This is a genomic window from Microbulbifer sp. CAU 1566 (genome assembly GCF_023156515.1).
In the GTDB taxonomy this organism is placed as follows: Bacteria; Pseudomonadota; Gammaproteobacteria; order Pseudomonadales; family Cellvibrionaceae; genus Microbulbifer.
In genome coordinates, this window is the sequence record NZ_JALNMG010000007.1 from 109,200 (window position 1) to 135,995 (window position 26,796).

At 55.9% G+C, this 26,796-nt stretch carries 8 protein-coding genes and 2 tRNA genes; 5 read left to right on the forward strand and 5 right to left on the reverse strand.

Annotation, left to right across the window (positions count from 1 at the left end; translation table 11 throughout):
• Positions 1 to 10: 10 nt before the first annotated feature.
• Positions 11 to 1,915, reverse strand: coding sequence for a type VI secretion system tip protein TssI/VgrG (gene tssI / locus M0G74_RS16555; RefSeq protein ID WP_160151642.1), 1,905 nt, complete (start codon positions 1,913 to 1,915; stop codon positions 11 to 13).
• A 149-nt stretch (positions 1,916 to 2,064) separates the two neighbouring features.
• Positions 2,065 to 2,553, reverse strand: coding sequence for a type VI secretion system tube protein Hcp (locus M0G74_RS16560; RefSeq protein WP_160151641.1), 489 nt, complete (start codon positions 2,551 to 2,553; stop codon positions 2,065 to 2,067).
• A gap of 867 nt (positions 2,554 to 3,420) precedes the next feature.
• Here M0G74_RS16560 and M0G74_RS16565 point away from each other — a divergent pair.
• Positions 3,421 to 5,865 carry a bifunctional serine/threonine-protein kinase/formylglycine-generating enzyme family protein gene (locus M0G74_RS16565; RefSeq protein WP_248219705.1) on the forward strand — a complete coding sequence of 815 codons (2,445 nt, stop codon included), beginning with the start codon at positions 3,421 to 3,423 and terminating at the stop codon, positions 5,863 to 5,865.
• 96 nt (positions 5,866 to 5,961) lie between these two features.
• Positions 5,962 to 7,941 carry a ShlB/FhaC/HecB family hemolysin secretion/activation protein gene (locus M0G74_RS16570; RefSeq protein ID WP_248219707.1) on the forward strand — a complete coding sequence of 660 codons (1,980 nt, stop codon included), beginning with the start codon at positions 5,962 to 5,964 and terminating at the stop codon, positions 7,939 to 7,941.
• A gap of 1,998 nt (positions 7,942 to 9,939) precedes the next feature.
• On the opposite strand, the gene M0G74_RS16575 is transcribed toward M0G74_RS16570, so the two are convergent.
• Complete coding sequence (locus M0G74_RS16575; protein ID WP_248219710.1) at positions 9,940 to 10,128, reverse strand: hypothetical protein; 189 nt, start codon at positions 10,126 to 10,128, stop codon at positions 9,940 to 9,942.
• A 1,596-nt stretch (positions 10,129 to 11,724) separates the two neighbouring features.
• Between M0G74_RS16575 and M0G74_RS16580 the strand changes: the two genes are divergently transcribed.
• Positions 11,725 to 20,232, forward strand: a complete 8,508-nt coding sequence (locus tag M0G74_RS16580; RefSeq protein WP_248219712.1) for a hypothetical protein — start codon at positions 11,725 to 11,727, stop codon at positions 20,230 to 20,232.
• Between the two features lie 184 nt (positions 20,233 to 20,416).
• Here M0G74_RS16580 and M0G74_RS16585 read toward each other — a convergent pair.
• Positions 20,417 to 20,503: transfer RNA gene (locus tag M0G74_RS16585), tRNA-Leu, on the reverse strand.
• A gap of 197 nt (positions 20,504 to 20,700) precedes the next feature.
• Here M0G74_RS16585 and ppc point away from each other — a divergent pair.
• Positions 20,701 to 23,358, forward strand: coding sequence for a phosphoenolpyruvate carboxylase (gene ppc / locus M0G74_RS16590; protein WP_248219714.1), 2,658 nt, complete (start codon positions 20,701 to 20,703; stop codon positions 23,356 to 23,358).
• Positions 23,359 to 23,488: 130 nt separating this feature from the next.
• Here ppc and M0G74_RS16595 read toward each other — a convergent pair.
• A tRNA-Leu gene (locus M0G74_RS16595) sits at positions 23,489 to 23,575 on the reverse strand.
• A 338-nt stretch (positions 23,576 to 23,913) separates the two neighbouring features.
• Between M0G74_RS16595 and rnr the strand changes: the two genes are divergently transcribed.
• Complete coding sequence (gene rnr, locus M0G74_RS16600) at positions 23,914 to 26,796, forward strand: ribonuclease R (RefSeq protein ID WP_248219716.1); 2,883 nt, start codon at positions 23,914 to 23,916, stop codon at positions 26,794 to 26,796.

Here is a 26,796-nt window from a genome sequence, read left to right on the forward strand (position 1 = left end):
TACTACTCCATTAATTGATCATCGTGAGGCCACCCTTGAGGGTGAGCATTGCGCCAGCTTTTACTTCCGCTTTCGCGTCCCCTTTACAGGACACCATGGTTCCTTTGATTTCGACCCCGGAAGGACTGATCTTGATGCTGTTGCAACCAACTTTGAGCTCGATCGATGCCTTGGATTTAATCTTAATGGCTCCCATCGCATCAATGGTTTGGGTGCCTTTGCTGATCTTCAGGGACTGGTTGCCAGACTTGATCGTGGTGCTCTGGTTCCCTTCAATCGTGGTGGTCTGCTTGCCTTTGCTCAGGGTAATGGTTTCGTCACCTTCGGTAATGGTTATGGAGCGGTTGTTTTTGACCTCGAGGGTTTGATCATTCTCGATTTTCCCGGTTTGGTCATTGTGAATCACAAAATTGTGATCCTTACCGGCTTCCATGTAGATTTCTTCGTTCTCTTTTTTGTCGTCAAAGCGCAATTCATTGAATTTGCTGCCCTCAACCAGAGTCTTCCAGCCGCTCTGTGTCGATGTGTATTTGGGCCCGGGATTATCGCCGTTATACACAGCGCCGGTAACGATCGGGCGGTCGGGGTCACCATTGAGGTATGTGATGACCACCTCCTGGCCCTTCCGGGGGACGAAATTTGCCCCCCAATCCTTGCCTGAGAATGACTGCATCACACGTACCCAACAGCTGTTCTGTTTGGAGTTCCATGGAAACTTGACCTTCACCTGGGTAAAGGGATCGTTGGAGCTATCTGAGTCAGTGGCCTTTAGCTGCACCACCTGTGCAATCTGAGGTGAGTGTATTTTGTGCGCATTACTGATGGGGTCCGGGCGTGGCATGACTTTTTCTGGGATGCAGCTGAAGGTATTGCGGAAGTGCGTCTCTTCGCTGTTGCTGTCGGTCGCGGTTATGCGGACAGATGTCAGAAGGTATTTGCCTTTTTCTGACTTGATGGTGTGCTCTAAATTGAACAGGCCACCGGCGGCAAGTTCCGGAACGTCGCTACTACCATGGCCGATATCATGTCGGCACTCCTGCGATTCAATCGCACGATCTGCCAGCGCTTTGTGGTAGTCATCCTTGAACTTGTGTTTGTGTTCGGCGTCCACTTCGAAATGGTTGAGCCCATACAGGTCCTGTATGTACTTATCAACTTGGTTGATTTTATTTTTGGTTTTTACTTCCTGGAGATTGTCCTTGCCCACCGTGAATTCGTTGTAGTCCTTCAGGGAGAATCCACCACCGTGGTAATTAAAGTCCCGGTGCCAGCTACTGACGGTATTTTTCATCGGGTGGCTACCGCCGCCGTCGTACTCCACCTTCTCGGTCACGCAATCGTAAAAATCTTTGTGTTCGTCACAGATGACCATCTCATGATTGCCATCGGTTTGCTTGAAGTAGTAAGCAATACCCTCTTCGGACATCAGGCGGCTGATAAACTGAAAGTCAGTTTCATTGAACTGGACACAGTATTCCCGGGTGATGTAGTTGCCGGTCATCTTGTCAGTGAATTTGATGACACTGCTGTACTCTTTGAGTACTTCGCCAATGATGTCTTTGGCGGATTTCTTTTCAAAAATCCTGTTTTTTCCCGCTAGATTGGTGAACCAAAATCCTGGCTGTATGACCGCAATGTACTGCCGCAGGCCTTCCGGGTTGATGTCGTGTAGTGAAAAGTGCGTGACGTAGCCGTTGATATATCGTGGGGCTTTGGCGTGATGAATGCTGGCGGTAAACAACTTGCCAACAATCTGATCCTGAGAGATGTCGTGATTGTCGGAAAGTAACTTGATCTGGTATCGGTAGGGCTTGGAAACGTACTCTTCACCACTGATGGCACTGGCGATAAAGGTATCTTTGCCAATCGGACAGCTTGTCCGGATCATGCGCTTGTCTTGATTTAGTGAAGACATATCAGCCCCAATTCCTTCTAGGTGCCAACAACCCGGGTGTTAAGCCGACCAGGTTGTTTTCATTTTCAAATTATCTGCATGCGAACGTCAAAAGCCGGGCGCTGCAACTTTTGGCTGCGGCGCCCGGCTTTGCGATATATCCGGCCGGATTACAGCGGGGTAGCAGTAGTCAGGTCGTATCCAACACGCATGTTTTTCGGGTTCTTGTTGGTCTTGTCTGCGTGGTTCAGATCGGCTTCGATCTTGGAGAAGCTCAGGGAGATGGACTCGGCTGGCGCGCCGCCAGAAGAAGCGGAGATGCTGTAAGAGGAGATGATCACGTCTTCCAGAGTGTAAACCGCGAACTTCTCAACAGAGTTTGCGCCAGTCTGCACAACGTGAATTTCGACTTTAACACCTTCGTCACCGGTTACGGATGACTTGAACAGGCCGCCGGAAGCCGCGTCGATGCGCTTGGTTACGGTGACTTCACTCAGGCTGGGGCGGGTTGCTTCACGGTTGGCAACGGCGCCTGCTTCCATGGTGATGCCGCGGCCTACGCCGAAATTGAAGCTGTCTACTTCGATCCAGTCTTCGTAGCCTTTTGCGGTTACGTTACCGGCAGGCGCCTTGTTGTTGAAGTTCATGTAAATAGCCATTTTTAATCCCTCAATATGGTATGGGCTTTAGGGTGGTTATTCCTTTACCACCGCAATTGCAGCAGTTCAGGTATTGCCGATTTGGGCAAGCGGGAAAGATTTAAGCAGACGCCGATTGAAAAAAAAACCTTAAATTACAACTAAATAATCGACTCTGGCACCAATTTAAAGGCAATGGATGAGAGGCATTGCAGGATGTTTACGGATTGCTTGGGGCAAGGTGAATTTTACTCTGGTACGAATTTATTAATGGTATTTGGCGTCGGTTTATTTCTATGGTCAGCACTCGGAACTCTGCGTCCAGGGTCAGCCTGATTTTCTGGGAATTCGCTCTGGCGGAGAAGAATAAGCCAGGACTTAATTGGTACGCGTGTTTGCCTCCGGTCCTTTTCCTGCCATTTGTTGGTACGCATGTTTCACTTATGGCGGCGCGATTTGAATGTCTGTAAGAGTGTGTAATCAATTTCCGTGAAAATCGTGGGCTACTTCAATTGTTGCAGTAGAAGGCGTTCGATATACTGCGCGACCTCACAAGCAGATTGGCAAGAGCTCTATTTCGCAATCTGAAACTACCGTACCAATTCTGCGGTGGTAACGAATCCCCGAGTTTTCCCTACGACAGTTTTAGCCGGAAAACTCGGGATTCTTTCACGCTGATTTTGCGATTCTGCTGGGCCAATGCCACCGTAGCGATTGGACGCGCTACAAATTTACGCCAGGGAGATGGTTGTGAATGACAAAACCCGAATAGTCAAAAAAGCCGGCGAATCGTTGTCGGCGTGTGATGACTCGGATGTAACGGTATTTGTTGGCCATGAAAATACCGGGGCCAACGACCACCCGCCAGTTGGGGGGAATCCGGGACTGGTGCCAAGTTCTCAAAACTTCGACACTGACGATCTGCTGAGTTCGGGTAACCCGGACGCCACGGTCATTATTGATAGTAATCATCCGCTACCCAAGCCGCGTGATGCGGTGCATTTCGAACCTTCCACTTCCCGTGAGGGCGCAGTCACCAAGACGGTCATTAAAGGGCGTTTTGAGCTGGATAAGCTCCTTGGCGTTGGCGGTATGGGTGCCGTATACAAGGCGCTCGATCGGCGCAAGCTCGAGGCCAGCGATAGTGATCCCTATGTGGCGATCAAACTGCTGAACGAGGACTTCCAGAAGCACCCCGACGCCTTTATTTCTCTACAGCGTGAAGCGCGAAAGTCGCAGACGTTGGCTCACCCGAATATCGTAACGGTGTTCGACTTTGACCGTGAGGGTGAGCGGGTCTTTATGACCATGGAGTTTCTGGAGGGCGCGCCTCTGGATAAACTGCTGCGGGAACATGCGGATGTCGGCCTGGAAAAAGAAAAGGCATCGGCGATTCTGCGCGATGTCTCCCAGGCGTTGATTTATGCCCATTCCCACAGAATTGTTCATTCGGACTTCAAGCCCGGCAATATTTTCGTTACCGCGAAAAAAGGCGCAAAGGTTATCGACTTCGGTATTGCGCGCGCGGTAACCGAGGGTGGGATTGCCAGTAAGGCCGGAGAGCAAACGATTTTCGATGCCGGCACGCTCGGGGCGCTAACCCCGGCTTACGCCAGCCTTGAAATGCTTAAAGGTGGGGAGCCACAGCCTTCGGATGATGTGTTTGCGTTGGGTTGTGTGGCCTATGAGCTGTTCAGTGGGCGCCACCCCTACGGAAAGACACCCGCGGACAAAGCCTTCCAGAAGAAGCTCAGACCCAAGCGCATTCGCAGCCTGACACGTCGACAGTGGCGGGCGCTGGAAGCCGCACTCGCATTCCATCGTGAAGATCGCACCGCGACCGTCGACAAATTTGTCCACCAGTTTTTCGGAAAAACCGGTTGGAAGTGGGCCTTCGGTGCACTCTTCGCTGCAACTCTAGTGGCTGGTGGCGTCGGCTACTCCCATCTTGAGCAGGAAAATGTCGCAGAGCAGCAGCGGGTAAAAATAGAGTTGGAGAAAAAGCTGGAGCGTGAGCTGCTCGAGCGTCGCATCGCCGATAAGCGAGAAGCGATTGATCGTCTGCTGGGCCTCAGTGTGCTCACGTCTTCCTGGGAGCGCGACTTGCGTATCGAGCTCGAGGAATACACCAAGCTGAACCCTGAGGATGTCGCCTTCCCGGAGTCGATTCACCGTCAGGTATCTGACCTGTTTATCGCCGCAGCCACTGGCCAGTTAACCCTTGGCAACCTTGAGCCAGCGGAGGAGATGCTTGGCCGGGCCGGAACCTGGAATGAACAGGTGGAAGGCGCGGACGAAATTCGCGGGCAATTGGCGCTGGAGCGGGAAGAGATCCGCCAGCGTCTCGAAGAGGAGCGCATTGCCGCCGAGCGCGAGGCTGAGCGTATCCGTCTGCAAGAGCTCAGGGAGCAGCAGCGCCTGGCTGCAGCGGAATTACAGCGCAAAATCGACACAGTAGTCGATGAGATGGAGTCTTCGCTGAAGTGTGGCTTCGGTATGCAGGTTTCCGGAATCGAGGCTGCGCTGACCCGCCTTGCAGAGCTCGACAGTGCCAAGGCCGCGGTTCTGAGGCCGGTGCTGGCCGATGAGCTTAGTTCCTGTTTTGCTCGCCTTGCCGTCAAGAGCCCCGAGCGGACAGAAGGGCTTCTGAAGGAGGCGCGCATCATGCTGCCTGCGCAGCGCCAACTGGCCAACTTCGATATTGATTATTGTGCCCATCTGCGGCCGGGAAGTGGTGCCAAAGGTGATAGATACACCTGTGCTGACCCTATGGGTGACGGTGGTTTTGGCCCGCAAATGGTGGTAGTGACGGGGACTTCGGGAAGGCCTCTGGCGGTAGGGCGCTATGAGATATCCAATGGCGAGTTTGCTCGCTATTGCAAAGCCAAGGGCGGCTGTGGGGGACTCGCGTTGGAGTCCAGCGGACTTCCCGTGCACAACATTTCACGAGAGCAGGCTGAGCAATACATTCAGTGGCTGAGTGCGGAAACCGGGCGCAGTTATCGTTTGCCTACCGAGAGTGAGTGGTTTGCCGCCGCCAGTGCCAACGGGCAACCGGAAGTTACCGACAGGAACTGTTCCCTGCGCTACGGCGGTATCGAGCGGGGGTTGGAGCTGGTCGCGGCGAACGCAGGTATGGCCAATCCATTTGGTATCGTCAATGCGGTAGGCAATGTGCAGGAGTGGGTTGTCGGCGTCGACAAACAGCTGATCGCCGCAGGCGGCAGCCGCCTGGATGCCATGAGCCGTTGTCTGGCTACGTCAAAAACACTCCACAATGGCGCCGGTGATGAAATTACTGGCTTCCGTATCGTGCGCGATCTTGTGCGCTGAGCACATTAAAACGTTTGAATCTGGCCGGCAGTGATTGATCGTTGCGATCGGGAAATACGGCTGCAGCAGGCATCTGGCATATTCCAAGGGGGAAGTGTGGCATTGTTCAAAAAGGGATTTCTTTCAATTTCTATCGCGGGGCTGTTGCTGTCGACAACCGTTGCAAGCGCGCAAGACGACGATAGTGGTTTTCGCAGCCGGGTGCGCCAGGCATTTGAACAGGACGTGCCACACATCAATGACGCCGATGTGGCCGAAGAGTTTGAGCGCCGGTCACGGGAAGCCAGAGATCCGAATCTGGATACCGATATTCCCGAAGTATCCGGGCGGGAAATCGGGCCGAGAATTTCCGTCAAAGAATTTCGCTTTCATCGCCTGGAAGAGTATCCGGAGTTCGGTATAGACCGGGAAACGGTTGAGGCGAAAGCGGAGGCGCTGCGTGTCAAGTACATGCAGGAAGACAAGATGGTTGCCGCCGGCTATACGGTCGACAACCTGAAGGAAATTGCGCTACTGCTCGATGGTATGGGTGCGCGCTTCGCGCCGGAAAGCCTCGGTCCGAGGGAACTGCGCAAGCTGGTCAATGTGCTGGAGCGACAGAACAACCAGCGCGGCCTCAGTTATGTGGATCTTGAGGATATTGCGGCTGAGCTAACCCGTTTTTACCGGCAGCAAGGCTTGTTTCTCGCCCAGGTACAGATTCCCGCTCAGGAAGTGAAGGACGGTATCGTCACCTTTTCTGTCCAGGAAGGCATTCTCGGCCAGGTCTCGGTACACGATAACCAGAAGTACAGTGAGAAGCAGCTGGCGGCAGCTTTTTCCAGCCAAAAAGGCAAGCTGGTCAATCACGATAGTATCGAGGAATCTCTGTACCTGTTGAATGACCTACCGGCATTGAACGTAACCGGCTATTTCAGTCCCGGCGATAATCCTGGCGAAACACGCCTGAACCTGAAGGTAAGGGATGAGAGTGATTGGCGCCTGGTTACCCGTATGGATAACCACGGTTCCACCTTTACTGGCGACAACCGAATTTTTACTGCAGTGGATTGGTTCAACCCCCTTGGGATTGGGGATGAGCTGACGGTGGGTTATCTGAAGTCTTCCGGTATTGATGACTTCGACTCCGGATTTGGTTCCAATCTCGGCCAGCTTAAATACAGCCTGCCATTGTTCAGTCCCCGTACCCGCTTGCTGGTGTCTGCCGACTACAACAAGTTCAAGATTCACGATGCGGAAGATGATGAAAACTTCATTAACCTCCTGGAGCTGGAAGGTGTCAACGAAAACTATGGCGTAACCGTCGAGCAAAAATTCAAGCGCTCGCGGGACTTCAATATCACGGGCTCCTTCGGTGTAACTGACAAGAAATCGGATATTACGTCCATCACTCCAGTGCTGGATAGCTGGGATCACGCGCTCGGTGGTGAGATCGGTGCTTATATGGATCGTCTGTCCGGCGGTGCCATTCCGATGTTGAATGTGGTCAATGCAAAATTCCAGTATGGCGAGCTGACCAGCTATTCCGGCGAATCTGAGCTGGAGACAGACTCCGACTTCCAGAAATTTGCCGCGGAAACCAGCTCACTCTTGTTCCTGCCGATGCCATTCACCAGCGCGCAATCCCGGCTTATTCTCAAAAGTCGCTGGCAATACAGTGAAAATGCCCTTCCTTCTTTCGAACAGCTGACGTTGGGCGGCGCGAATGGTGTTCGCGCATTTGATGTGCGTGATTTCTCCGCCGATCAGGCAGGTCTGTTTTCCGCGGAATGGTATCCCTCATTTCCCGACGCGATAAACCCGAGGATTTTCGGTAGTCGCCTGAACGACATTCTTCAGGTCGCGGTAATCGCTGATGCGGGCTACGGGGTAGTAAATAACTTCGAGCCCGGGCTGGACAATGACTGGGCCGCGTTGGCCGGCGCGGGCTTTCTGTTCAAGTTCAGCTGGAGTGAAAACTGGGCCAGCCAGCTCTCTCTGGCCTGGCCTACCACGTCAAAATCTTCCATCGATGGCACCGGAGATAATGCCGACGACCCGACGATATACGCAGATTTCTCCTACTTCCTGCAGTAAACAAACTTCAAATTTAATGATATTGGCAGCGCCCAGGCGCCGCCATGGAGCTAAGTGGCAAACATCATGAACATGAAACGAAATTTGCTCTCTGTTGCGGTGAGTGTAGCGGGAATGGGCTTGGCGTTATCTCAGAGTGCTAACGCCGCGCCCGGTACGATCGATGTTAGTACTGGTGCAAATGTAACCAAAGTTGACGACACGAAAAAAAATGTCGGCGGAGTCGATTTGACGGTATCCAACTACAACATCAACGGGGATTTTGCCCACATTGATTGGCAATCATTCAATATCGAAGAAAGTGAAGGTGTCAATTTTGATTTCATTAATGTTGAAGATGGAAAATTTGACGCGTCATCGATGGTGATAAATCGCGTCTTAAATGGAACCTCAAATATAGCGGGTCTGATTGAGTCCAATGGGCATGTAGTGCTTATTAACCCTCGAGGAGTGATGTTCAGTGAAGGAGCCTCAGTAAACGTTGCCGCGCTGACGGTTTCCGCAATGGATGGCGATGTCATTGGCGCTAGTGGGATTTCGAATTTTAAGCTGAAAACTCGTTTCGAAGATGAATCTGAAGAAAGCGGTTTTGTTACTGTCGATAGCGCAGGCTCGATTGATATTGCGACTAACGTGGTAATAAATGCTCATGGAGATATCACACTTATTGGGTCAAGTATTGTTAACTCTGGGAATCTGACCGCTTCAGGGGAGATGATAGGTGAAACCCTGATCGGTGGAACAATCAACTTCGTTGCGGGTGAGCAGGCTACGCTGACTTTGAATGACGGATCAGTGACAGCAGTATCCATTAAAGATGAAGACCTGGAGGAGGAGTTCGGCACCGCGTACAGTGTGATAAACGGCGGTAACTTGCACTCCGTTCAGGTTCTCATGGAGGCGCGTGCGGCAAGCGAATTTCTTAGTGCTTCGGTAAATAACTCTGGAACCATTGTTGCAACCGGGATCGATACTTCGGGCGGAAAAATTACACTGGGTGCATATTCATCTGAATCTTCCGAATTAAATAACGTCGGTAAATTACAAGTAACTAATGGCGATGTAGTTGAAGGGTCAGGGGCGTCTGCGGATGTGTCAGCCGGTACCATAACGCTCAGTGCTAATAAAGTTGTCCTGGGCGCAGCCAGTAATATTTTCGCTGACGTCACTTCATCTACTGAAATTGATGGGGATACTGGTATCGAGACGACTGACTACACCAATGCCGATGGCGGTGTCGTAAACATATCTGCGTCGGATATTTTGCATCTCAATGGCACTGTTAGTGCTGTGGGCAGCGGTGAAGGTAACTCTGGCGGTACTGTTATTACATCCGCAGGTGAGTCGTTATTTGTTGCTAATTTAGAAAGTGAAGATATACCAGGAGCACCAAAATTTTCCGTTAATACGGTAAACCACAATGTGGGGGACCTGGCTAGTGGAGGTGAATGGCAAGTTTCCTCGGCAAACCTGACATTGACGAATTCAGGCTGCACTGATAACTGTATCGATTCTGAGATAATTGCGTCAGCACTGAATAATAATGACAAGATTACTATTTCCGCCATTGCTGGCGAAACCGAAAGTACAGGGTTCCTGAGTGTCGCAGGCAACTTGCAGTGGGACGCATCGTCATCATTGATTCTTGAAGCATCAGAAACAGTTGTTTTTTCTGAAAAAGGTGAAGGTGAGAATTATCTTATTAATGCGGGCGGCGGTAATCTGGGTGTCGTAGCAGAAGCTGGGTTTACCAATTTGGCCGATGTGGATGTCAATGCTTTCTCGTTAACCGTTGGCCAAGTTGGTGCAGATGAGGCCAGTAGCTTGGTTACCAGTGTATTGGGTGATGTTCGTGCGAACGAAAAACTGAATATTCAGGATATAGGTGGCAACCATCGCTTCGATGTCAGCGATATTTCTCTGGCCATTTCGGATACAGAATATGAAACGATTACTTCTGTTGAAGTGAATTCGGGAGTGGTTAGCTTAAATGGTAATTCAAATGCGATCGCCGATATCCAGGGTGCAAACAGCATTGTGGTCGGCGATGGCATAACCCTGTACGGAGTTGACAGTAGCGTTGTTGGTGAAGAAGATCTTTTCGAACTCACTGACGATTCGCTGAATTACGCCGCTGTTGATTTCTATGGTGTTTTTGCAGTTGATGGACGTGCTGGAAACGACCACATTGATGCCAGTGCGGTCACTGATGGTATTAAACTCACCGAGTTTGAGGGCCAGCTGAGTGCTAAGGGTCTCAACACTAGCACCACCATCACCAATACTTCCCAGGTCACGACCGGAACGCTAACCGGTACATCTGATGCTGAGATATTTGCCCTGGACTCCGAAGGCGATATCACGGTTGATACTTATAATGGCTATGTTTTCAGAGGTGTAAGTGAGCTTGTCGCTGGTGGTGAAGTTGGTGGCGATGAAATAGATACGCTGGATCTTAGCAGCCTAAGTGCTGCTGAATTGAATGTGATTGCATCGAACGATATTGAATTTAGCGATTCAAGCTTTGAGGCTAGCGGGCTTGAGGCGCTGATTGGTGGTTCTTCGGATCATAAGGTGAGTGCCACAGGTAACTGGTTTGTCGAGAATAGCGGCGCGACTAACCAGAGTATACATTTCAGTGGTGGGTGGGCGGTTATCTCTGATGGCGCTAATTTAGCAGCAGTAGATAAAGCAGTTAATAATTTCGTTGTTAACGATGAGGGTTCCGTTGGTATACACGATATCTGGTTTTCCGATCTGAATAGCGTGTTGTATTCAGGTAAAGGAAAAGGCGCTTTTACACTTGACGCCACTGCATATGAAAAAGGTGGTGTGAGGCTGCAGGATGACGCCAATAGTGTCCGGGTGATCAATGAAGACGGCTCTAATGGAACGTTGATTTCAGAGCTCACCGGCGTAGATACCTACTTACTTGCAGCGCGAGATGGGGAAGGTATCGAGACTACATTTTCCCGTAGCGGAAACAATACGGATGGATATGTGTATGAGGTAACGGGAAGCGACATCGAGTTTGGGAAGCTAGAGGTTATTCAGGGTACTGCGAATGGTATTGAAGTTATCGGATGGGACGATAGCTGGACATTTAATGGTGGCACTCAGTTTACGAACGGGGACGGTCATCCTGCCAGTAACCTTAACGTCGTCGATATGGACACTATCAATACTTCCGATGGTGTGCTGAGCTTTAACGAAGGTGCGCTATTTCAGCTGGATAGCGATGCTGATGTAATTGTTGGTCAAACTGAAATTACAGGCCTTGCTCAATTGAATAAAGGGACTGACTTTAACGTTAGCACACTCGCTGACCTTTCCCTGAATGCAGAAGGTTACGCTGAAGGCGTTACATTATCTGAAAGCGGTGGCCAATTGAGTGCCGGCTCCCTAGCCATTACCGGAGTGACTAAGATCACCACTGGAAAGCTAACCGGCACTAAGTTTAGTGAAAATTTTATTCTTAGTGAGGATGGCTATCTCACAGTTGTTGTAGATAACGATTCCGAAAAAGATATTTTTTCAGGGTACCAATTCACTGGTGTCAGAGCTCTTGATGGGTATAGTGGTGCAGATGATTTCTTTGCCAGCGAGTTGGACGGAAACTGGGTGCTGGCAGAGGGGTTGTCCGGTGTTACGCTGGACCGGGATGAGGGAGATGGATCTGATGTCAGCATTTATGACTTGGCCATTTCTCGCGTTAAGACATTCTCTGGTGGTTCAAGGGTTGTTAAGGGTTCCGATACTGGACACAATTTTCTAGTTACTGATTTGAACGATGTTGCAGTTGATGGTACCTATCAATTTAATAACATAGTCAGCGTGGATGCCGGCACCGGCACCGACGATGTTGAGGCCATTGCGGAAGTCACCCTGGCTGGCTCAAATGGAGCTTTTGAAACCAGCGAGATAATCTTCACCGGTATCGATTCCGCCAGCGCGTCCATCCTGCAGGGCAGTGTCTCCGGAGAGACCTTTGCCATGACCGGCACGGGAGTGCTCACGGTTACCGATATCGACTTCAGGGACCTAGTTACCGTCAAGGGCGGAACCGGCACCGAGGCCGATGTGGTCACGTCCCGCAGTGGCCAGGGGTATATCCTGAACAGCGCCGGAACGGTGGATCACGACGGCATCACCTTCAGTGAAATCGAAACCTTCAATGGCGCAGGTAGCGTGGCCCTCACCGGCACCAGTGGCAATGATGTGTTCACTCTCACCAACGGCAGCGATGGTCTGACCGTTGGCTACGAAGCCATGAACTTTACCGGTCTGAGTGAAGTGCTCGGCGGCGGCGCCACGGACACCGACGTTGGCGACCAGCTGGATGCCAGTGGCTACGGTAAATCCCTCACCCTGACGGGCACCGACGGGGAGCTGAAGGCCGACAATACCCTGACCTTCAAGGCCCTCAATTCCGCCATTCTCGCCAACCTGATGGCAACGGACAGTTACGAAGAGTTTGCTGTTACTGGCGATAACGCCCTGACGGTAGCCGGCCTTAACCTTTCCGGGCTTTCCCTGGTGCATGGCGAATTAGGAAGCGACAAGTTGATCGCTGTAGATACGCCAACCATGGAAAGCGGTTATGTGCTCAGCAGCGGTATCAATTTCTACGACCTGGGTGTGATCAGTGCGAGCGCACTGAATGCGACCAATGATGATGACGTCATTACCTACGACGTCGACAATTTACTCGTCAATGGTATCCAGGTTGAAGGGGTTACCACCATCGATACCCGAGGTGGTGATAACGACAGCGTAACCGGTAAGTCCGGGCAGGACTGGGAGCTTCTGAGCCAGACCAGCGCCAGAAATAACGGCATCACCTTTACCAATGCCGAGGCCCTCACTACCGTGAGTGCCGACCTTGTGGGCACAGCCGGTATCGATGCGTTTGCGCTGACTAGTGGCGGTAGCCTGGCGCTGCTGGACGACGACAAAGCGGTCACCATGACCATCTCCGGTATGTCGTCCCTTAAAGGCAATGGAGGTAACGATACGCTTGATGCCAGTGCCTTTACCCCGGGCATCAACCTGACTACCACCAGCGGCCAGGTGAATGCCGCTACCCTGGCCATCACCGGAGTGAGCGAGATCACCACCGGCAAGCTGACCGGCACCACCGGTAGTGAGATTTTCACTCTTAGCTCCGGTGGCACCCTCACCGTAGATACCTTTGCGGGCTACAACTTCTACGACGTTTCTGATCTGGATGGCGCTAGCGGTAGTGCCGATACCCTGAACAGTACCGCAGATCGGGACTGGGGCCTGACCGAAAACCTGGCGAGCATCACTCACGGCAGTCTCACCGCCAGTAATATCACCACCTTTGACGGCGGCTCGGGTCGCGTTGTCGGCGATGTCAGCGGCCACGATTTTGTGGTCACTGGCGACAATGCGGTTCAGGTCGACGGTAGCCACCAGTTTATAGGCATCGCCAAGGTGGATGCTGGCACCGGCACCGACGATGTCGAAGCCATAGCGGATGTCACTCTGGCCGGTAGTAACGGTGCCTTCAATAGCAGCCTGATCAATTTTACCGGTATCGATTCCGCCAGCGCGTCCATCCTGCAGGGCAGTGTCTCTAACGAGACTTTTCTCATGACCGGCGCTGGGGAGCTCACAGTTGCCAACATCGAATTCAGTGAACTGGTTACCGTCAAAGGCGGAACTGGAACTGGCACCGAGGCCGATGTGGTCACCTCCCGCAGTGGCCAGGGGTATATCCTGAACGGCACCGGAACGGTGGATCACGACGGCATCACCTTCAGTGAAATCGAAACCTACAGTGGCGCAGGCAGCGCGAACCTCAATGCCAGCGCCTATACCGATGGACTGACCCTGACCGGTAATAGCCGCGAAGTGAGCGCGGGCAGCACCACCTTCACCGGACTGGTCTCGGCGCAAGCCGGATCCCTGACCGGCAGCGACCAGGATGATGTGTTTGCCCTGAGTGGCAGCGGCATCACCGCCCGCAATATTGCCTTCACCGGAATGACCAGCGTGACTTCTGGTGGCGCCAGCAACAGCGTTTCCAGCGCCAGCGGCTTCGACTGGGCGCTGACCGATGCCGACACCGCGAGTAGTAATGGCATTGATTTTAACGGCTTCGTCACCATCAAAACCTCTGCGGCCACGCTCACCGGCACCAGTGGCAACGACGAGTTCACCCTCACCGACGGCAGTGATGGCCTGACCGTTGGCTACGCAGCCATGAACTTTACTGGTCTGAGTGAAGTGCTCGGCGGCGGCGCCACGGACACCGACGTTGGCGACCAGCTGGATGCCAGTGGCTACGGTAAATCCCTCACTCTTACGGGCATCGACGGGGAGCTGAAGGCCGACAATACCCTGACCTTCAAGGCCTTCAATTCCGCCATTCTCGCCAACCTGATGGCAACGGACAGTTACGAAGAGTTTGCTGTTACTGGCGATAACGCCCTGACGGTAGCCGGCCTTAACCTTTCCGGGCTTTCCCTGGTGCATGGCGAATTAGGAAGCGACAAGTTGATCGCTGTAGATACGCCAACCATGGAAAGCGGTTATGTGCTCAGCAGCGGTATCAATTTCTACGACCTGGGTGTGATCAGTGCGAGCGCACTGAATGCGACCAATGATGATGACGTCATTACCTACGACGTCGACAATTTACTCGTCAATGGTATCCAGGTTGAAGGGGTTACCACCATCGATACCCGAGGTGGTGATAACGACAGCGTAACCGGTAAGTCCGGGCAGGACTGGGAGCTTCTGAGCCAGACCAGCGCCAGAAATAACGGCATCACCTTTACCAATGCCGAGGCCCTCACTACCGTGAGTGCCGACCTTGTGGGCACAGCCGGTATCGATGCGTTTGCGCTGACTAGTGGCGGTAGCCTGGCGCTGCTGGACGACGACAAAGCGGTCACCATGACCATCTCCGGTATGTCGTCCCTTAAAGGCAATGGAGGTAACGATACGCTTGATGCCAGTGCCTTTACCCCGGGCATCAACCTGACTACCACCAGCGGCCAGGTGAATGCCGCTACCCTGGCCATCACCGGAGTGAGCGAGATCACCACCGGCAAGCTGACCGGCACCACCGGTAGTGAGATTTTCACTCTTAGCTCCGGTGGCACCCTCACCGTAGATACCTTTGCGGGCTACAACTTCTACGACGTTTCTGATCTGGATGGCGCTAGCGGTAGTGCCGATACCCTGAACAGTACCGCAGATCGGGACTGGGGCCTGACCGAAAACCTGGCGAGCATCACTCACGGCAGTCTCACCGCCAGTAATATCACCACCTTTGACGGCGGCTCGGGTCGCGTTGTCGGCGATGTCAGCGGCCACGATTTTGTGGTCACTGGCGACAATGCGGTTCAGGTCGACGGTAGCCACCAGTTTATAGGCATCGCCAAGGTGGATGCTGGCACCGGCACCGACGATGTCGAAGCCATAGCGGATGTCACTCTGGCCGGTAGTAACGGTGCCTTCAATAGCAGCCTGATCAATTTTACCGGTATCGATTCCGCCAGCGCGTCCATCCTGCAGGGCAGTGTCTCTAACGAGACTTTTCTCATGACCGGCGCTGGGGAGCTCACAGTTGCCAACATCGAATTCAGTGAACTGGTTACCGTCAAAGGCGGAACTGGAACTGGCACCGAGGCCGATGTGGTCACCTCCCGCAGTGGCCAGGGGTATATCCTGAACGGCACCGGAACGGTGGATCACGACGGCATCACCTTCAGTGAAATCGAAACCTACAGTGGCGCAGGCAGCGCGAACCTCAATGCCAGCGCCTATACCGATGGACTGACCCTGACCGGTAATAGCCGCGAAGTGAGCGCGGGCAGCACCACCTTCACCGGACTGGTCTCGGCGCAAGCCGGATCCCTGACCGGCAGCGACCAGGATGATGTGTTTGCCCTGAGTGGCAGCGGCATCACCGCCCGCAATATTGCCTTCACCGGAATGACCAGCGTGACTTCTGGTGGCGCCAGCAACAGCGTTTCCAGCGCCAGCGGCTTCGACTGGGCGCTGACCGATGCCGACACCGCGAGTAGTAATGGCATTGATTTTAACGGCTTCGTCACCATCAAAACCTCTGCGGCCACGCTCACCGGCACCAGTGGCAACGACGAGTTCACCCTCACCGACGGCAGTGATGGCCTGACCGTTGGCTACGCAGCCATGAACTTTACTGGTCTGAGTGAAGTGCTCGGCGGCGGCGCCACGGACACCGACGTTGGCGACCAGCTGGATGCCAGTGGCTACGGTAAATCCCTCACTCTTACGGGCATCGACGGGGAGCTGAAGGCCGACAATACCCTGACCTTCAAGGCCTTCAATTCTGCACAAGTATCGGAGCTGGACGGTAGTGCCGGCGACGAGACGTTCCGGGTTGCTGGTACCGGTGCGATTTCTGTCGCGGGCCTGGCGATCTCTGGGTTGAGCCGGGTAAACGGCAATGAAGGTAGCAACAGCATCAGTTCCAGCGGCACCGCCAATTTGAGCGAAGACAAAACCTTTGTTACTGCGGAGGGCATTGCGTTTTACGATATTGGCAAGGTGCTTGTAGGGTTTCTGGAAGCCACTGACGGCGATGATGAAATTGCCTTTAGTGAAGATGGCAATGTCACCATCAACGGCTTTGAGATTTCTTCTTCCACCCAGGTGGACGGAAAAGGCGGTACCGATACGGTAACGGGATTCAGTGGTTCTGACTGGACAGTAACCGGCGACAGCAGCGCAGAAAATAACAGTATTGCCTTCCTCAACGTAGAAATCCTCAATGCGCTAAATGCCGGTCTTTACGGCACCGGCAACCAGGATGACTTCGTTCTGAATAGCGACGGCAGTGTTTCTGTCGGCGCGCTTACCGTCAACGATATGTCTTTTGTGGATGGGCTGTCGGGCAACGACACCCTGAATGCCAGCGCATTTGATGCCGGGTTGACCCTGTCGGATACCACTGGTGACTTGCTTGCAGGTGCTCTGACATTGACAGGGATAGCGCAGGCAACCACAGGAACTCTGATCGGCAGCAGTGGCGCAGATCAGTTTGAATACGGCAGCGATGGTGTAATCACCGTTGGCAGCCAGGGGTTTAATGGCGTCGGTGTACTTGGCGGCGGTGCCGGTAACGATACCTTTGTCAGTGCCGCAAGTGCGGACTGGCTGCTGGCGCAGAATGCGGCCAGCCTGAGCCATGATGGTGTCACTGTTTCTGCAGTAGAGACTTTCTCTGGCGGCGCCGGGCGCATCGTCGGAGATGATAGCGGGCACAATTTTGTGGTGACCGCTGACAATGCGTTGCAAGCGGACGGAGTCAGCTTTACGGGGGTGAATACGGTCGAGGGCGGTATCGGTAGCGATGATGTCAGTGCACTTGCTGCCGTAAACCTCGCGGAAACGGATGGCGCCTTCACCAGCAGTGCAATGGCATTCAGTGGCATCGACACGGTGAGCACCACTGCGCTGCTTGGCTCCACTGCAGCGGAACAGTTTGAGATGCTGGCAAGCGGCGCCCTTTCGGTGAACGGATTGACATTCCGCAATCTGGAAACCGTGTCCGGTGGTAATGGGGAAGCGGATGAAGTCACTTCCCGCACGGGGCAGGGCTACGCACTGGCGGCGGACGACTCGGTTACCCATGAAAGCATCCAGTTTACCGGGGTGGAGCTTTTCCAGGGCCAGGGTGCAAGTCTCGCAATTAGCGGGCAAGAGCAGGCGCAGGTTACCGGCAGCGGTACACTGGCTGGCGGAGCTTCCAGCTTCAGCGGCCTGCAGAGCGTGACTCTGGAAGGCGGAAATATCGATCTTGCGGCCTGGAATGGCGTAACCCTGAATGGCGCAGGGGCGGTGACCAGTGGCCAGATCAGTGTGACCGGTGTGACCACGGTGTCGTCTTCCGGTGCTGTGACCGGAAGTGCAGGGGATGACCAGTTTACGGTGACAGGCGATGGAGCACTGTCCAGTGCCGGCATTGCATTCAGTGATGTATCCGCGGTGGCGGGTGCCGGTGGTTCCGATTCCATTGTCGGTCACGAGAGCAGTGACTGGCAGCTGGGTTCTGAAGCGGGTGCCCTCAATCACGCCGCAATGGCGTTCAGTAATGTGGAACAGGCCAGCGGTGGCAGTGGCATCGTCAATGGTAGCGATGCAGATACCCTGTTCACTCTCGATGCCGCGGGCAGCCTGGTTGCGGGCGGAATCGCCTTTGAGGATGTGGTCGCGGTAAATGCGGGGGTTGGTGCAGACCGCGTAGAGACTGCGAGCGGTGAGCGTTGGGCGCTGGGTGCCGGTGCCGGCAGTGCCAGTGCCGCAGGGGTTAGTTTCCAGGGAATCGAGCAGATCTCCACAGAGTCCGCGATTATTGATGGCACCCAGAACAGCGTGTCTGAAAGCTTCGCGTTGAATTCAGACTCGAGCGAAATTTCCGTGCTCGACATGCTGTTTGACAGTGTTACGGAAGTATTTGCCGGTAGTGAGGGCGATAACGAGGTGGTCAGCGATGCAGGCAGTTGGCAGCTTGTCAGCGGCGCGCGAGTGGCTGCGAACGGAGTCACCTTCAATGGCATCGACCGCGTTGTTACGGCAAATGCCCGCCTGACAGGCACTTCCGCTGCAGAGCAGTTTGCACTGGGTGGTACCGCGGAGTCCCTGAGTGTTGAGGGTATCGACTTCAGTGGTATCAATCAGCTCGTGGGTAATGGCGGCGCCGATTCGCTTCTGGGTACGGCATCAGCGGATACATTTGACCTGGCAAGTGATGGCGGTATTACTGCAGCGGGTATCGATTTTGATGGTATCGCCCGTGTCGATGCTGGCGGCGGTGCCGACTCTGTCAGCGGTGGCGCCGGTAGCTGGGCTTCCGTCAGTGAAGACGGGGCGCTGGTTGCCGGTGGCGCGGTGGCAACAGTCGAATCCATCAGCGTGCTGTTTGAGAACCTTGAGCAAGTCGAAAATACCGGAGTCTATTCCGGACCGTCTTTCGGGACCGATTATTTGATGACGGGCCCGGCTAACCTGGAAATGGCCGGGGTAACCTTTGCCGCGGTTGAGACCATCAACGCAAGTGCCGGCAGCGATACGCTCTATGGTCTGAATGCGGATATGAGCTGGGTTATCGGGGGCGCCGGGGGGAGTGTTTCCGGAGGAGGAGAATCCGTTGCCTTCAGTGGTTTCGAGCAGATCGTCGCCGGTAGTGGTGCCGATAGCTTCAGCCTGGAGGGCGGCACCCTGACCTCACTGGATACCGGCGACGGCAGTGACACCGTGGTGATGAAGGGTACATTGCTCGATAGCTTACTGCTGGGATCCGGAGACGACGTGCTGCAGCTTGTCACCGGCAGCCAGCCTGCGCAGTTGTCTGCCGGCGAGGGGAATGACCAGCTGGAAACGCAGCTGGCCGACCAGCAGTGGCAGATCACCGGTGGCGTCGATGCCCAGAACAGCGTCGGAGAATTCACGTTTACCGGCTTTGAAACGCTCGTGGATGCTGCGGGCGGCCTCGACCTGCTCACGAATCAGCAGCTGGATTTCACCGCGTCTGGTGATAGCGCCGGTGTCGACTTTTCCAGCGGCGGCATGACCCTGGCCTATGACGGCAGCGGTGACTTGGTACTGGTGAGTAACAGCCGTGCCGCTATTGGCGGCTCGCTCCAGGCGCGCAGTGCGGATCTGACCCTGGCGGGGGATATGGATATCGAGTCCGAGCTCGAGTCCCTGACGCTTCGTTCGAGCGTTGGCAATATCGATGTGGCGATTGTCGAGAAAGACGATCTGGTGATCGGCCAGATCAACGTCGGCCGCGGTAACTTGTCGCTGGCCAGTTCCGGTTTCGGACTGCTGACGGCGGAAAGCTTCCGCGATACCCACATCACCGCGGGCACAGCCCGCCTGGGTAACGATCCGCAACTGTGGAGCAATATCGGCACCGTGATCAATCCGCTGCGCCTGAATGTCACCGAGTCTGTGGATATCGTTTCGCTCTTCTATTACGAGCCGGCCTTTGAAGGACAGCTGCCCGCGTTTACCGCCGTGGGTAACAAGGGCGTCTCTATTGCCAGTAGCCAGACGTCGCAGGGGCTAAAGTCGGCAGTGCAGAACCCGGTGGACGATATTGCGCAACTGGATCCGGGTATCTTCAGTGAGGTGGCGCCCTACAGCCTGGGTATTGATGTGTTGAACCTGCCGGAAGTGCGCCTGCATGGCGGTGAGTTGCTGCCAATGGATGAGCAGGAAGAGGAGGAGCGCCGTCGCGCGGTGCCGGTTGCTGCCGGCGGCAATTAACCGCGGGGTAAGTACGCCGTGCTGAGCCTGCCGGGCGATTCGACCCGGTGGGCTTTCTGCATATGGTGCATATGCCGGGAGTTTTCGGGGAGAGTCTTTAGGGGGCTCTTTAGGGGGCTCTTTAGGAAAATTCCGCGCGCAACAAAAAAGGCCGACTCTTGCGAGTCGGCCTTTTTTGTAAAGATGGTGCCCAGGAGAAGACTTGAACTTCCACGACCGTAAGGCCACTAGCACCTGAAGCTAGCGCGTCTACCAATTCCGCCACCTGGGCAAACAGCGTTATGCGCTGTTGAGGCTGCGCACTATAGCCATTTTCTCGGGGGTGTCAATTGTCAGGTGTGACCCATGAGGTCTGTGCGGGCGTCTTTTTTGTAGTTTTTTTACAAGAAGTGCCCCGGAGGCATCTCACTTGCGCGGGAAATATGTAGAATAGGGCAAATTTTTGTTCCGGTAAGGGGGGATTTGACCATGGATCAAGACCAGAATGCGCCGCTCAGAGAGGACGTTCGTCTGCTGGGCGAAGAGCTGGGCGCTGTGCTGCGCGGGCAGGCCGGTGAGGAATTGTTTGATACCGTGGAGACCATTCGCCAGGTAGCGGTGGAGAGTCGCGGCCAGGGCGAAATGCCTGTAGGGAAACTACGGGAGCTACTGGATCCGCTGGACGATGAGACTCTGCTGGAGGTGGCGCGAGCCTTCAGTCAGTTCCTGAACCTGGCCAATATTGCCGAGCAGCGCCACCGTGAGCGCCTGCGCCGCCAGCACGAACGTTTCCCCGGTGACCCGGATACCGACCGCGGACTGCGTCAGGTATTGGAAGAGCTCAAAAAGGCCGATGTGAATCCCGAGCAGGTCCGCCAGGTGCTCGCCGACCTGTCCGTTGAGCTGGTGCTTACCGCTCACCCCACCGAAGTCACCCGGCGCACCCTGATTCGCAAATACGACCAGATGGCGGACCTGCTGACTGGTCTGGATCGCCCCGACTGCACTCCGGAGGAGGCGGAGCGCCTGCGCCGCCTGTTGCGCGAGCAGATATTGTCCGCCTGGTGCACCGACGAAATCCGTCGCGAGCGCCCGACCCCGGTGGATGAGGCCAAGTGGGGCTTCGCGACCATCGAGCAGTCTCTGTGGCAGGCGGTGCCCCAGGGGATGCGTGAAATCGAAGACGAGCTGGCTCTGGCTGGCCTCGATCCCCTGCCTTCCGACTGGGTGCCCATCCGTTTCGCTTCCTGGATGGGTGGCGACCGCGACGGCAACCCCAATGTGACGGCCAAGGTGACCCGGCAGGTACTGACCCTGGCCCGCTGGATGGCGGCCGACCTCTATTTGCGGGATGTTGAGAGCCTGCTGGCAGACCTGTCCATGCACCGCGCCAGCGATGAGCTGCTGGCGCGCACTGGCCCCAGTCAGGAACCTTACCGCCTGCTGTTGCGGGAGGTGCGCGACCGCCTGCGCAATACCCGCGCGTTGATGGAAGCGCGTGTTAATGGCAGCGTTGAGCCTGAAGGTGAAATTTACGCGAGCGGCGGTGAGCTGCACCTGGAGCTGAGTCTGATCGACCGCTCTCTGCGTGCGGTGGGTCTCGCTGCCATCGCCGACGGTCAGCTGAAAGACACCCTGCGCCGACTCAACTGTTTTGGTATTACCCTGCTGCGTCTGGATATCCGCCAGGAATCCACCCGTCATGCGGCGGCGATCGATGCCATTACCCGCTTCCTCGACCTCGGAAGCTATATGGAGTGGGGCGAGTCGGTAAAACAGAAATTCCTGTTGGCGGAATTGGAAAACCGCCGCCCGCTGATCAATGGCGCTTTCTATCGCAGCGATTTCTGTACCGATGAAGTGCGGGAAATTCTCGACACCTGCCAGGTAATTGCCGAGCAGGGCCCGGAGGGGCTGGGTGCTTATGTAATCTCCATGGCCCGCACTTCGTCGGATGTGCTCGCGGTGATGTTGCTGCAGAAAATTGCCGGTGTGCGCGAGCCCATGCGGGTGGTGCCGCTATTTGAGACTCTCGACGACCTCAACAATGCATTCGACACCATGAGTGCACTGCTGGAAATTCCCTTCTACCGCGAGCGTGTTGCCGCCGGCCAGGAGGTGATGATCGGCTATTCCGACTCCGCTAAGGATGCGGGTTTCCTTGGTGCTGCCTGGGCCCAGTTCCGCGCTCAGGAAAAGCTGACAGGCATCTGCCGCGAATACGGCATTCCGCTGACCCTGTTCCACGGTCGCGGCGGCTCCATCTCCCGCGGCGGTTCGCCCACGCGCATGGCGCTGCTGTCGCAACCGCCGGGGTCCGTGGCGGGTCGTATCCGGGTTACCGAGCAGGGCGAGATGATCCGCTTCAAGTACGGTCGCCCCTCCGTTGCTGCATACAATCTGGAGCAGTATGTGGCCGCAACCCTTGAGGCTACCCTGTTGCCACCGGCGGAGCCCCGTCCAGAATGGCGCGCGGAAATGGATCGGCTGACCCAGGCCTCGGTGCGCGCTTATCGCGAGGTTGTGCAGGATGACCCGGCACTGGTGTCTTACCTGCGCACCGTTACCCCGGAAACCGAACTGAGCCGCCTGGCCCTCGGCAGCCGCCCGGCGCGACGCAAGCCCGGCGGTGGCGTAGAAACCCTGCGCGCCATTCCCTGGGTATTCGCCTGGACCCAGATGCGCCTGATGTTGCCCGCCTGGCTGGGCACCGGGGCGGCGCTGGAGACCGGGCTGGAAAATGCCCCGGATACCCTGCGCGAAATGAGCGAGCAGTGGCCCTTCTTCCACACCGTGGTGGACATGCTGGAGATGGTGCTGGCCAAGTCAGATCCTCGCGTGGCTCTGTGGTATGAAGAGCGCCTGACCAGTGACCCGGAGCTGCAGCGCCTTGGTGTCGAGCTGCGCAGCCGCCTGGCGCGCACCGTCAATGCGCTCAGTCGCCTCACCGGGCGCGAGAGTCTGCTGGACAACAACCCGGTGATGCGCTGGTCCATCCGCGTGCGCGACCCCTACACCGATCCGCTGCACCTGTTGCAGGCGGAGCTGATGGAGCGTTTGCGTAACCGCGAGGAAGATCCGGTGCTGGAGAGCGCCCTGATGGTGACAATTGCGGGTATTGCGGCGGGAATGCGCAATACCGGCTGATGCCTGGGTGCGGTGCCCGGTTTGCCAGAATGCGATTGCAGGATGGGAAGTCGGGCGCTGGCAGAGGGCGATTGCCGGAGGGCAGAAACGAAAAAGGCCGACTCTTGCGAGTCGGCCTTTTTGCGAATTATGGTGCCCAGGAGAAGACTTGAACTTCCACGACCGTAAGGCCACTAGCACCTGAAGCTAGCGCGTCTACCAATTCCGCCACCTGGGCTTTCAGCGGTGTGCTCCGCTGAGGACGCGCACTATAGGGATTTGCCCTGGGGGTGTCAACGGTTTTCGTGAAATTCGCTGCCACCCAATTGACGGCCAGGTCACTAATTCGCTCGCCGCAGGTAAAACGGATCGGGAATTGGTGGCCAAATCGCTTATACTGCCCGCAATGTGCAAGACTCAGGGCCGCCAGACGGTCCCATCAAACAATCAGGCATTCGCCACTCTCAACCTTTGTCCATCACCACATCGACATGGACCAAGCGCTTGCACCCACTCATACCCCCTGTGCCCGGTGTACCCCGGGGCCGCGCAGACTGCGTGGCCAACCGCAGAACAATGGAAGCTGTTTTGAATCAAGACAAACCTAACTCTCCCTCCGCGCCTTCTCCTGAGGCGGTCTCCAAAGAAGACCCGCATGCGGAGCGTGAGGCAGAAAAGTACGAAAAGCCCGTTCCCAGCCGCGAATTCCTGCTGGACCTGCTGGAACAGCAGTCGGAGCCTCTGGCCTGGGAGGCGGTGGCAGACCTGCTGAGCCTCGACGATGAAGATCGCCGCGAGGGCGTGCGCCGACGCCTGATCGCCATGTCCCGGGACGGCCAGATTGCCAGTAATCGCGCCGGCGACTTTGGCGTGCTCGACAAGATGAGCCTGGTGCGAGGCCGTGTGATCGGCCATCGCGATGGCTTTGGCTTTGTGTCGCCCGGCGATGGCAGCGATGACCTGTTCCTGTCTCACCGCCAGATGCGCAAGGTATTTGACGGCGATGAGGTGCTGGTACGGGAAACTCCCGGAGGATTTCGCGGCAAGCGCGAAGGCGCCGTGGTGCGGGTCATCAAGCATAATACCCAGCAACTGGCCGGCCGCCTGTACCGTGAAGACGGCATCTGTTTCGTGCGCCCGGACAACCCCCGCCTGACCCTGGATGTGCTGATTGCCGAAGGCAAGTGCGCCGACGCCGTCAGTGGCCAGTATGTGGTGGTGGACATCACCACCCAGCCCGGTCGTGACAACCTGCCCCAGGGTGAGGTGAGCGAAGTGCTCGGTGACCATCTGGCACCGGGGATGGAAATTGACGTTGCCATCCGCAATTACGGCATCCCGCACACCTGGCCGGCGGCGGTCAATGCCCAGGTGGACACCATTGCCGACGAGGTGCTGGAAGCGGACAAAAAGGCCCGTATCGACCTGCGCCAGCTGCCACTGGTCACTATTGATGGCGAAGATGCGCGGGATTTTGACGACGCGGTGTTCTGCGAGTTGTTGCCGGACGGCAACTGGAAACTGCTGGTGGCGATCGCCGATGTGTCCCACTACGTGCAGGTAGGCAGCGCACTGGATGTGGAAGCGCATCAGCGCGGTAACTCAGTGTACTTCCCGGACTTTGTGGTGCCCATGTTGCCGGAGAAGCTCTCCAATGGCCTCTGCTCCCTCAACCCGGAAGTGGATCGCCTGTGCATGGTGTGCGAAATGCGCATCGACGAGAGCGGCAGTATTCTCAGCTACCAGTTCTTCGAGGGGCTGATGCGCAGCCACGCGCGTTTCACCTACACCCAGGTGGGGCAGCTGGTGGACGAGCGGGATAACCGCGACAGTGGCCTGCGCAAGCAGTTTGCCGCGCTCACACCGCATATCGATAACCTGCACGATCTGTACAAAGCCCTGCGCAGTGCACGGGACAGACGCGGTGCCATCGATTTTGAAACCACCGAGACCCGCATCATTTTTGATGCCGCGCGCAAAATCGAGCGCATAGTTCCGGTGCAGCGCAACGACGCGCACAAGATGATCGAAGAGTGCATGCTCGCTGCCAACGTCTGTGCCGCCGAGCTGATGGAGTTGTCGGAACTGCCCGCGCTCTATCGGGTGCACGATATTCCCAAACAGGAGCGACTGGAAAACCTGCGCGCCTATCTCGGTGAGCTGGGCCTGCGCCTCGAGGGGGGCAGCGAGCCCCAGCCCAGTGACTATCAAGCGCTACTGGCACAGGTAGAGGGGCGTCCGGATTTCCATATCATCCAGACCATGCTGCTGCGCTCGATGAACCAGGCGGTGTACCAGCCGGAGAATCGCGGCCATTTTGGCCTGGATTATCGCGCTTACGCGCATTTCACGTCGCCAATCCGCCGCTATCCGGATCTGCTGCTACACCGCGGCCTGCGCTGGCTGGTCCGCAATGGCAGCGCCAACCCCAAGCCCATTGCAGATCGGGTGCGCCAGGCCCCCGGTGCCCACGCGCTGGCGCGCGAGACGATCCTGCCCTACGACATGCCGGCCATGGTGGAGCTGGGGGAACACTGCTCCATGACCGAGCGCCGCGCCGACGATGCCACCCGCGATGTGGTCAGCTGGCTCAAATGTGAATACCTGCAGGACCATGTGGGCGAGGTGTACCGCGGTGTGATCAGTGCCGTCACCGGCTTCGGCCTGTTTGTGGAGCTGGACGACCTCTATGTGGAGGGTTTGATTCACGTTACGGCGCTGCCCAAGGATTACTACAACTTCGAGCAGGCGCACCAGCGTTTGATCGGCGAGCGCAGCGGGGCGCGCTATCACCTGGGTGATGGTGTCACCGTGCAGGTAGCGCGGGTGGACCTGGAGGAGCGCAAGGTGGATTTCACCTTTGTCGAATTGCATCCGCGCCCTTCGTACCAGAACCCCAAATACCGTAAGCCTAAAGTTGGTAAGCGCGACAAATCGCTGGAGGACGTAGCCGAAACGGATACGCCGGCAAAGGCGGCGAAAAAGCCGAAGAAAAGTAACAAAGACGCAACAGAAGTAAGTGGTCGAGCAATGGAAATGGCGGTGGAGTTCCAGCAGGAGCGCAAGCGCAAAGGTAAATCCGACTTCAGCGCGGAGGCGGAAAAAGCCAGCCCCTGGGGCGGAGGTTTGAAAAAGAAAGAAGGCGCGGACGATAGCGATGCACCGCGTCCGATTCGCCGGCGCAAGGTAGGCAGTGACGACGTCGAGGTTGTTCGCCCCTCAAAGGCGCTGCCGAGCGATTCACCGGATACCGAAGATTCGGAGCCCGGCCTGGACGGCGAGCAGCCGAGGAAGAAGCGCGGACCGAGGAAATCGCCGACGCGCAAGGGTGGCAAGCGACCGGCCGTGGCCGCGCGCAAGGCGGCACACAAGGCGGCCAAGGCCGAAATTGCCAAGAAAGCCGGCAAGAAAAAGCTCAAGAAAAAATCCAGCAAGAACAGTCCAGGTAGGAAGAAGTAA

Excerpts from the sequence above, each read along its gene's own strand:
- M0G74_RS16560 (WP_160151641.1), bottom strand. The coding sequence starts at position 2,553 with ATGGCTATTTACATGAACTTCAACAACAAGGCGCCTGCCGGTAACGTA.
- rnr (WP_248219716.1), top strand. The coding sequence starts at position 23,914 with ATGGAAGCTGTTTTGAATCAAGACAAACCTAACTCTCCCTCCGCGCCT.
- tssI (WP_160151642.1), bottom strand. The coding sequence starts at position 1,915 with ATGTCTTCACTAAATCAAGACAAGCGCATGATCCGGACAAGCTGTCCG.
- ppc (WP_248219714.1), top strand. The coding sequence starts at position 20,701 with ATGGATCAAGACCAGAATGCGCCGCTCAGAGAGGACGTTCGTCTGCTG.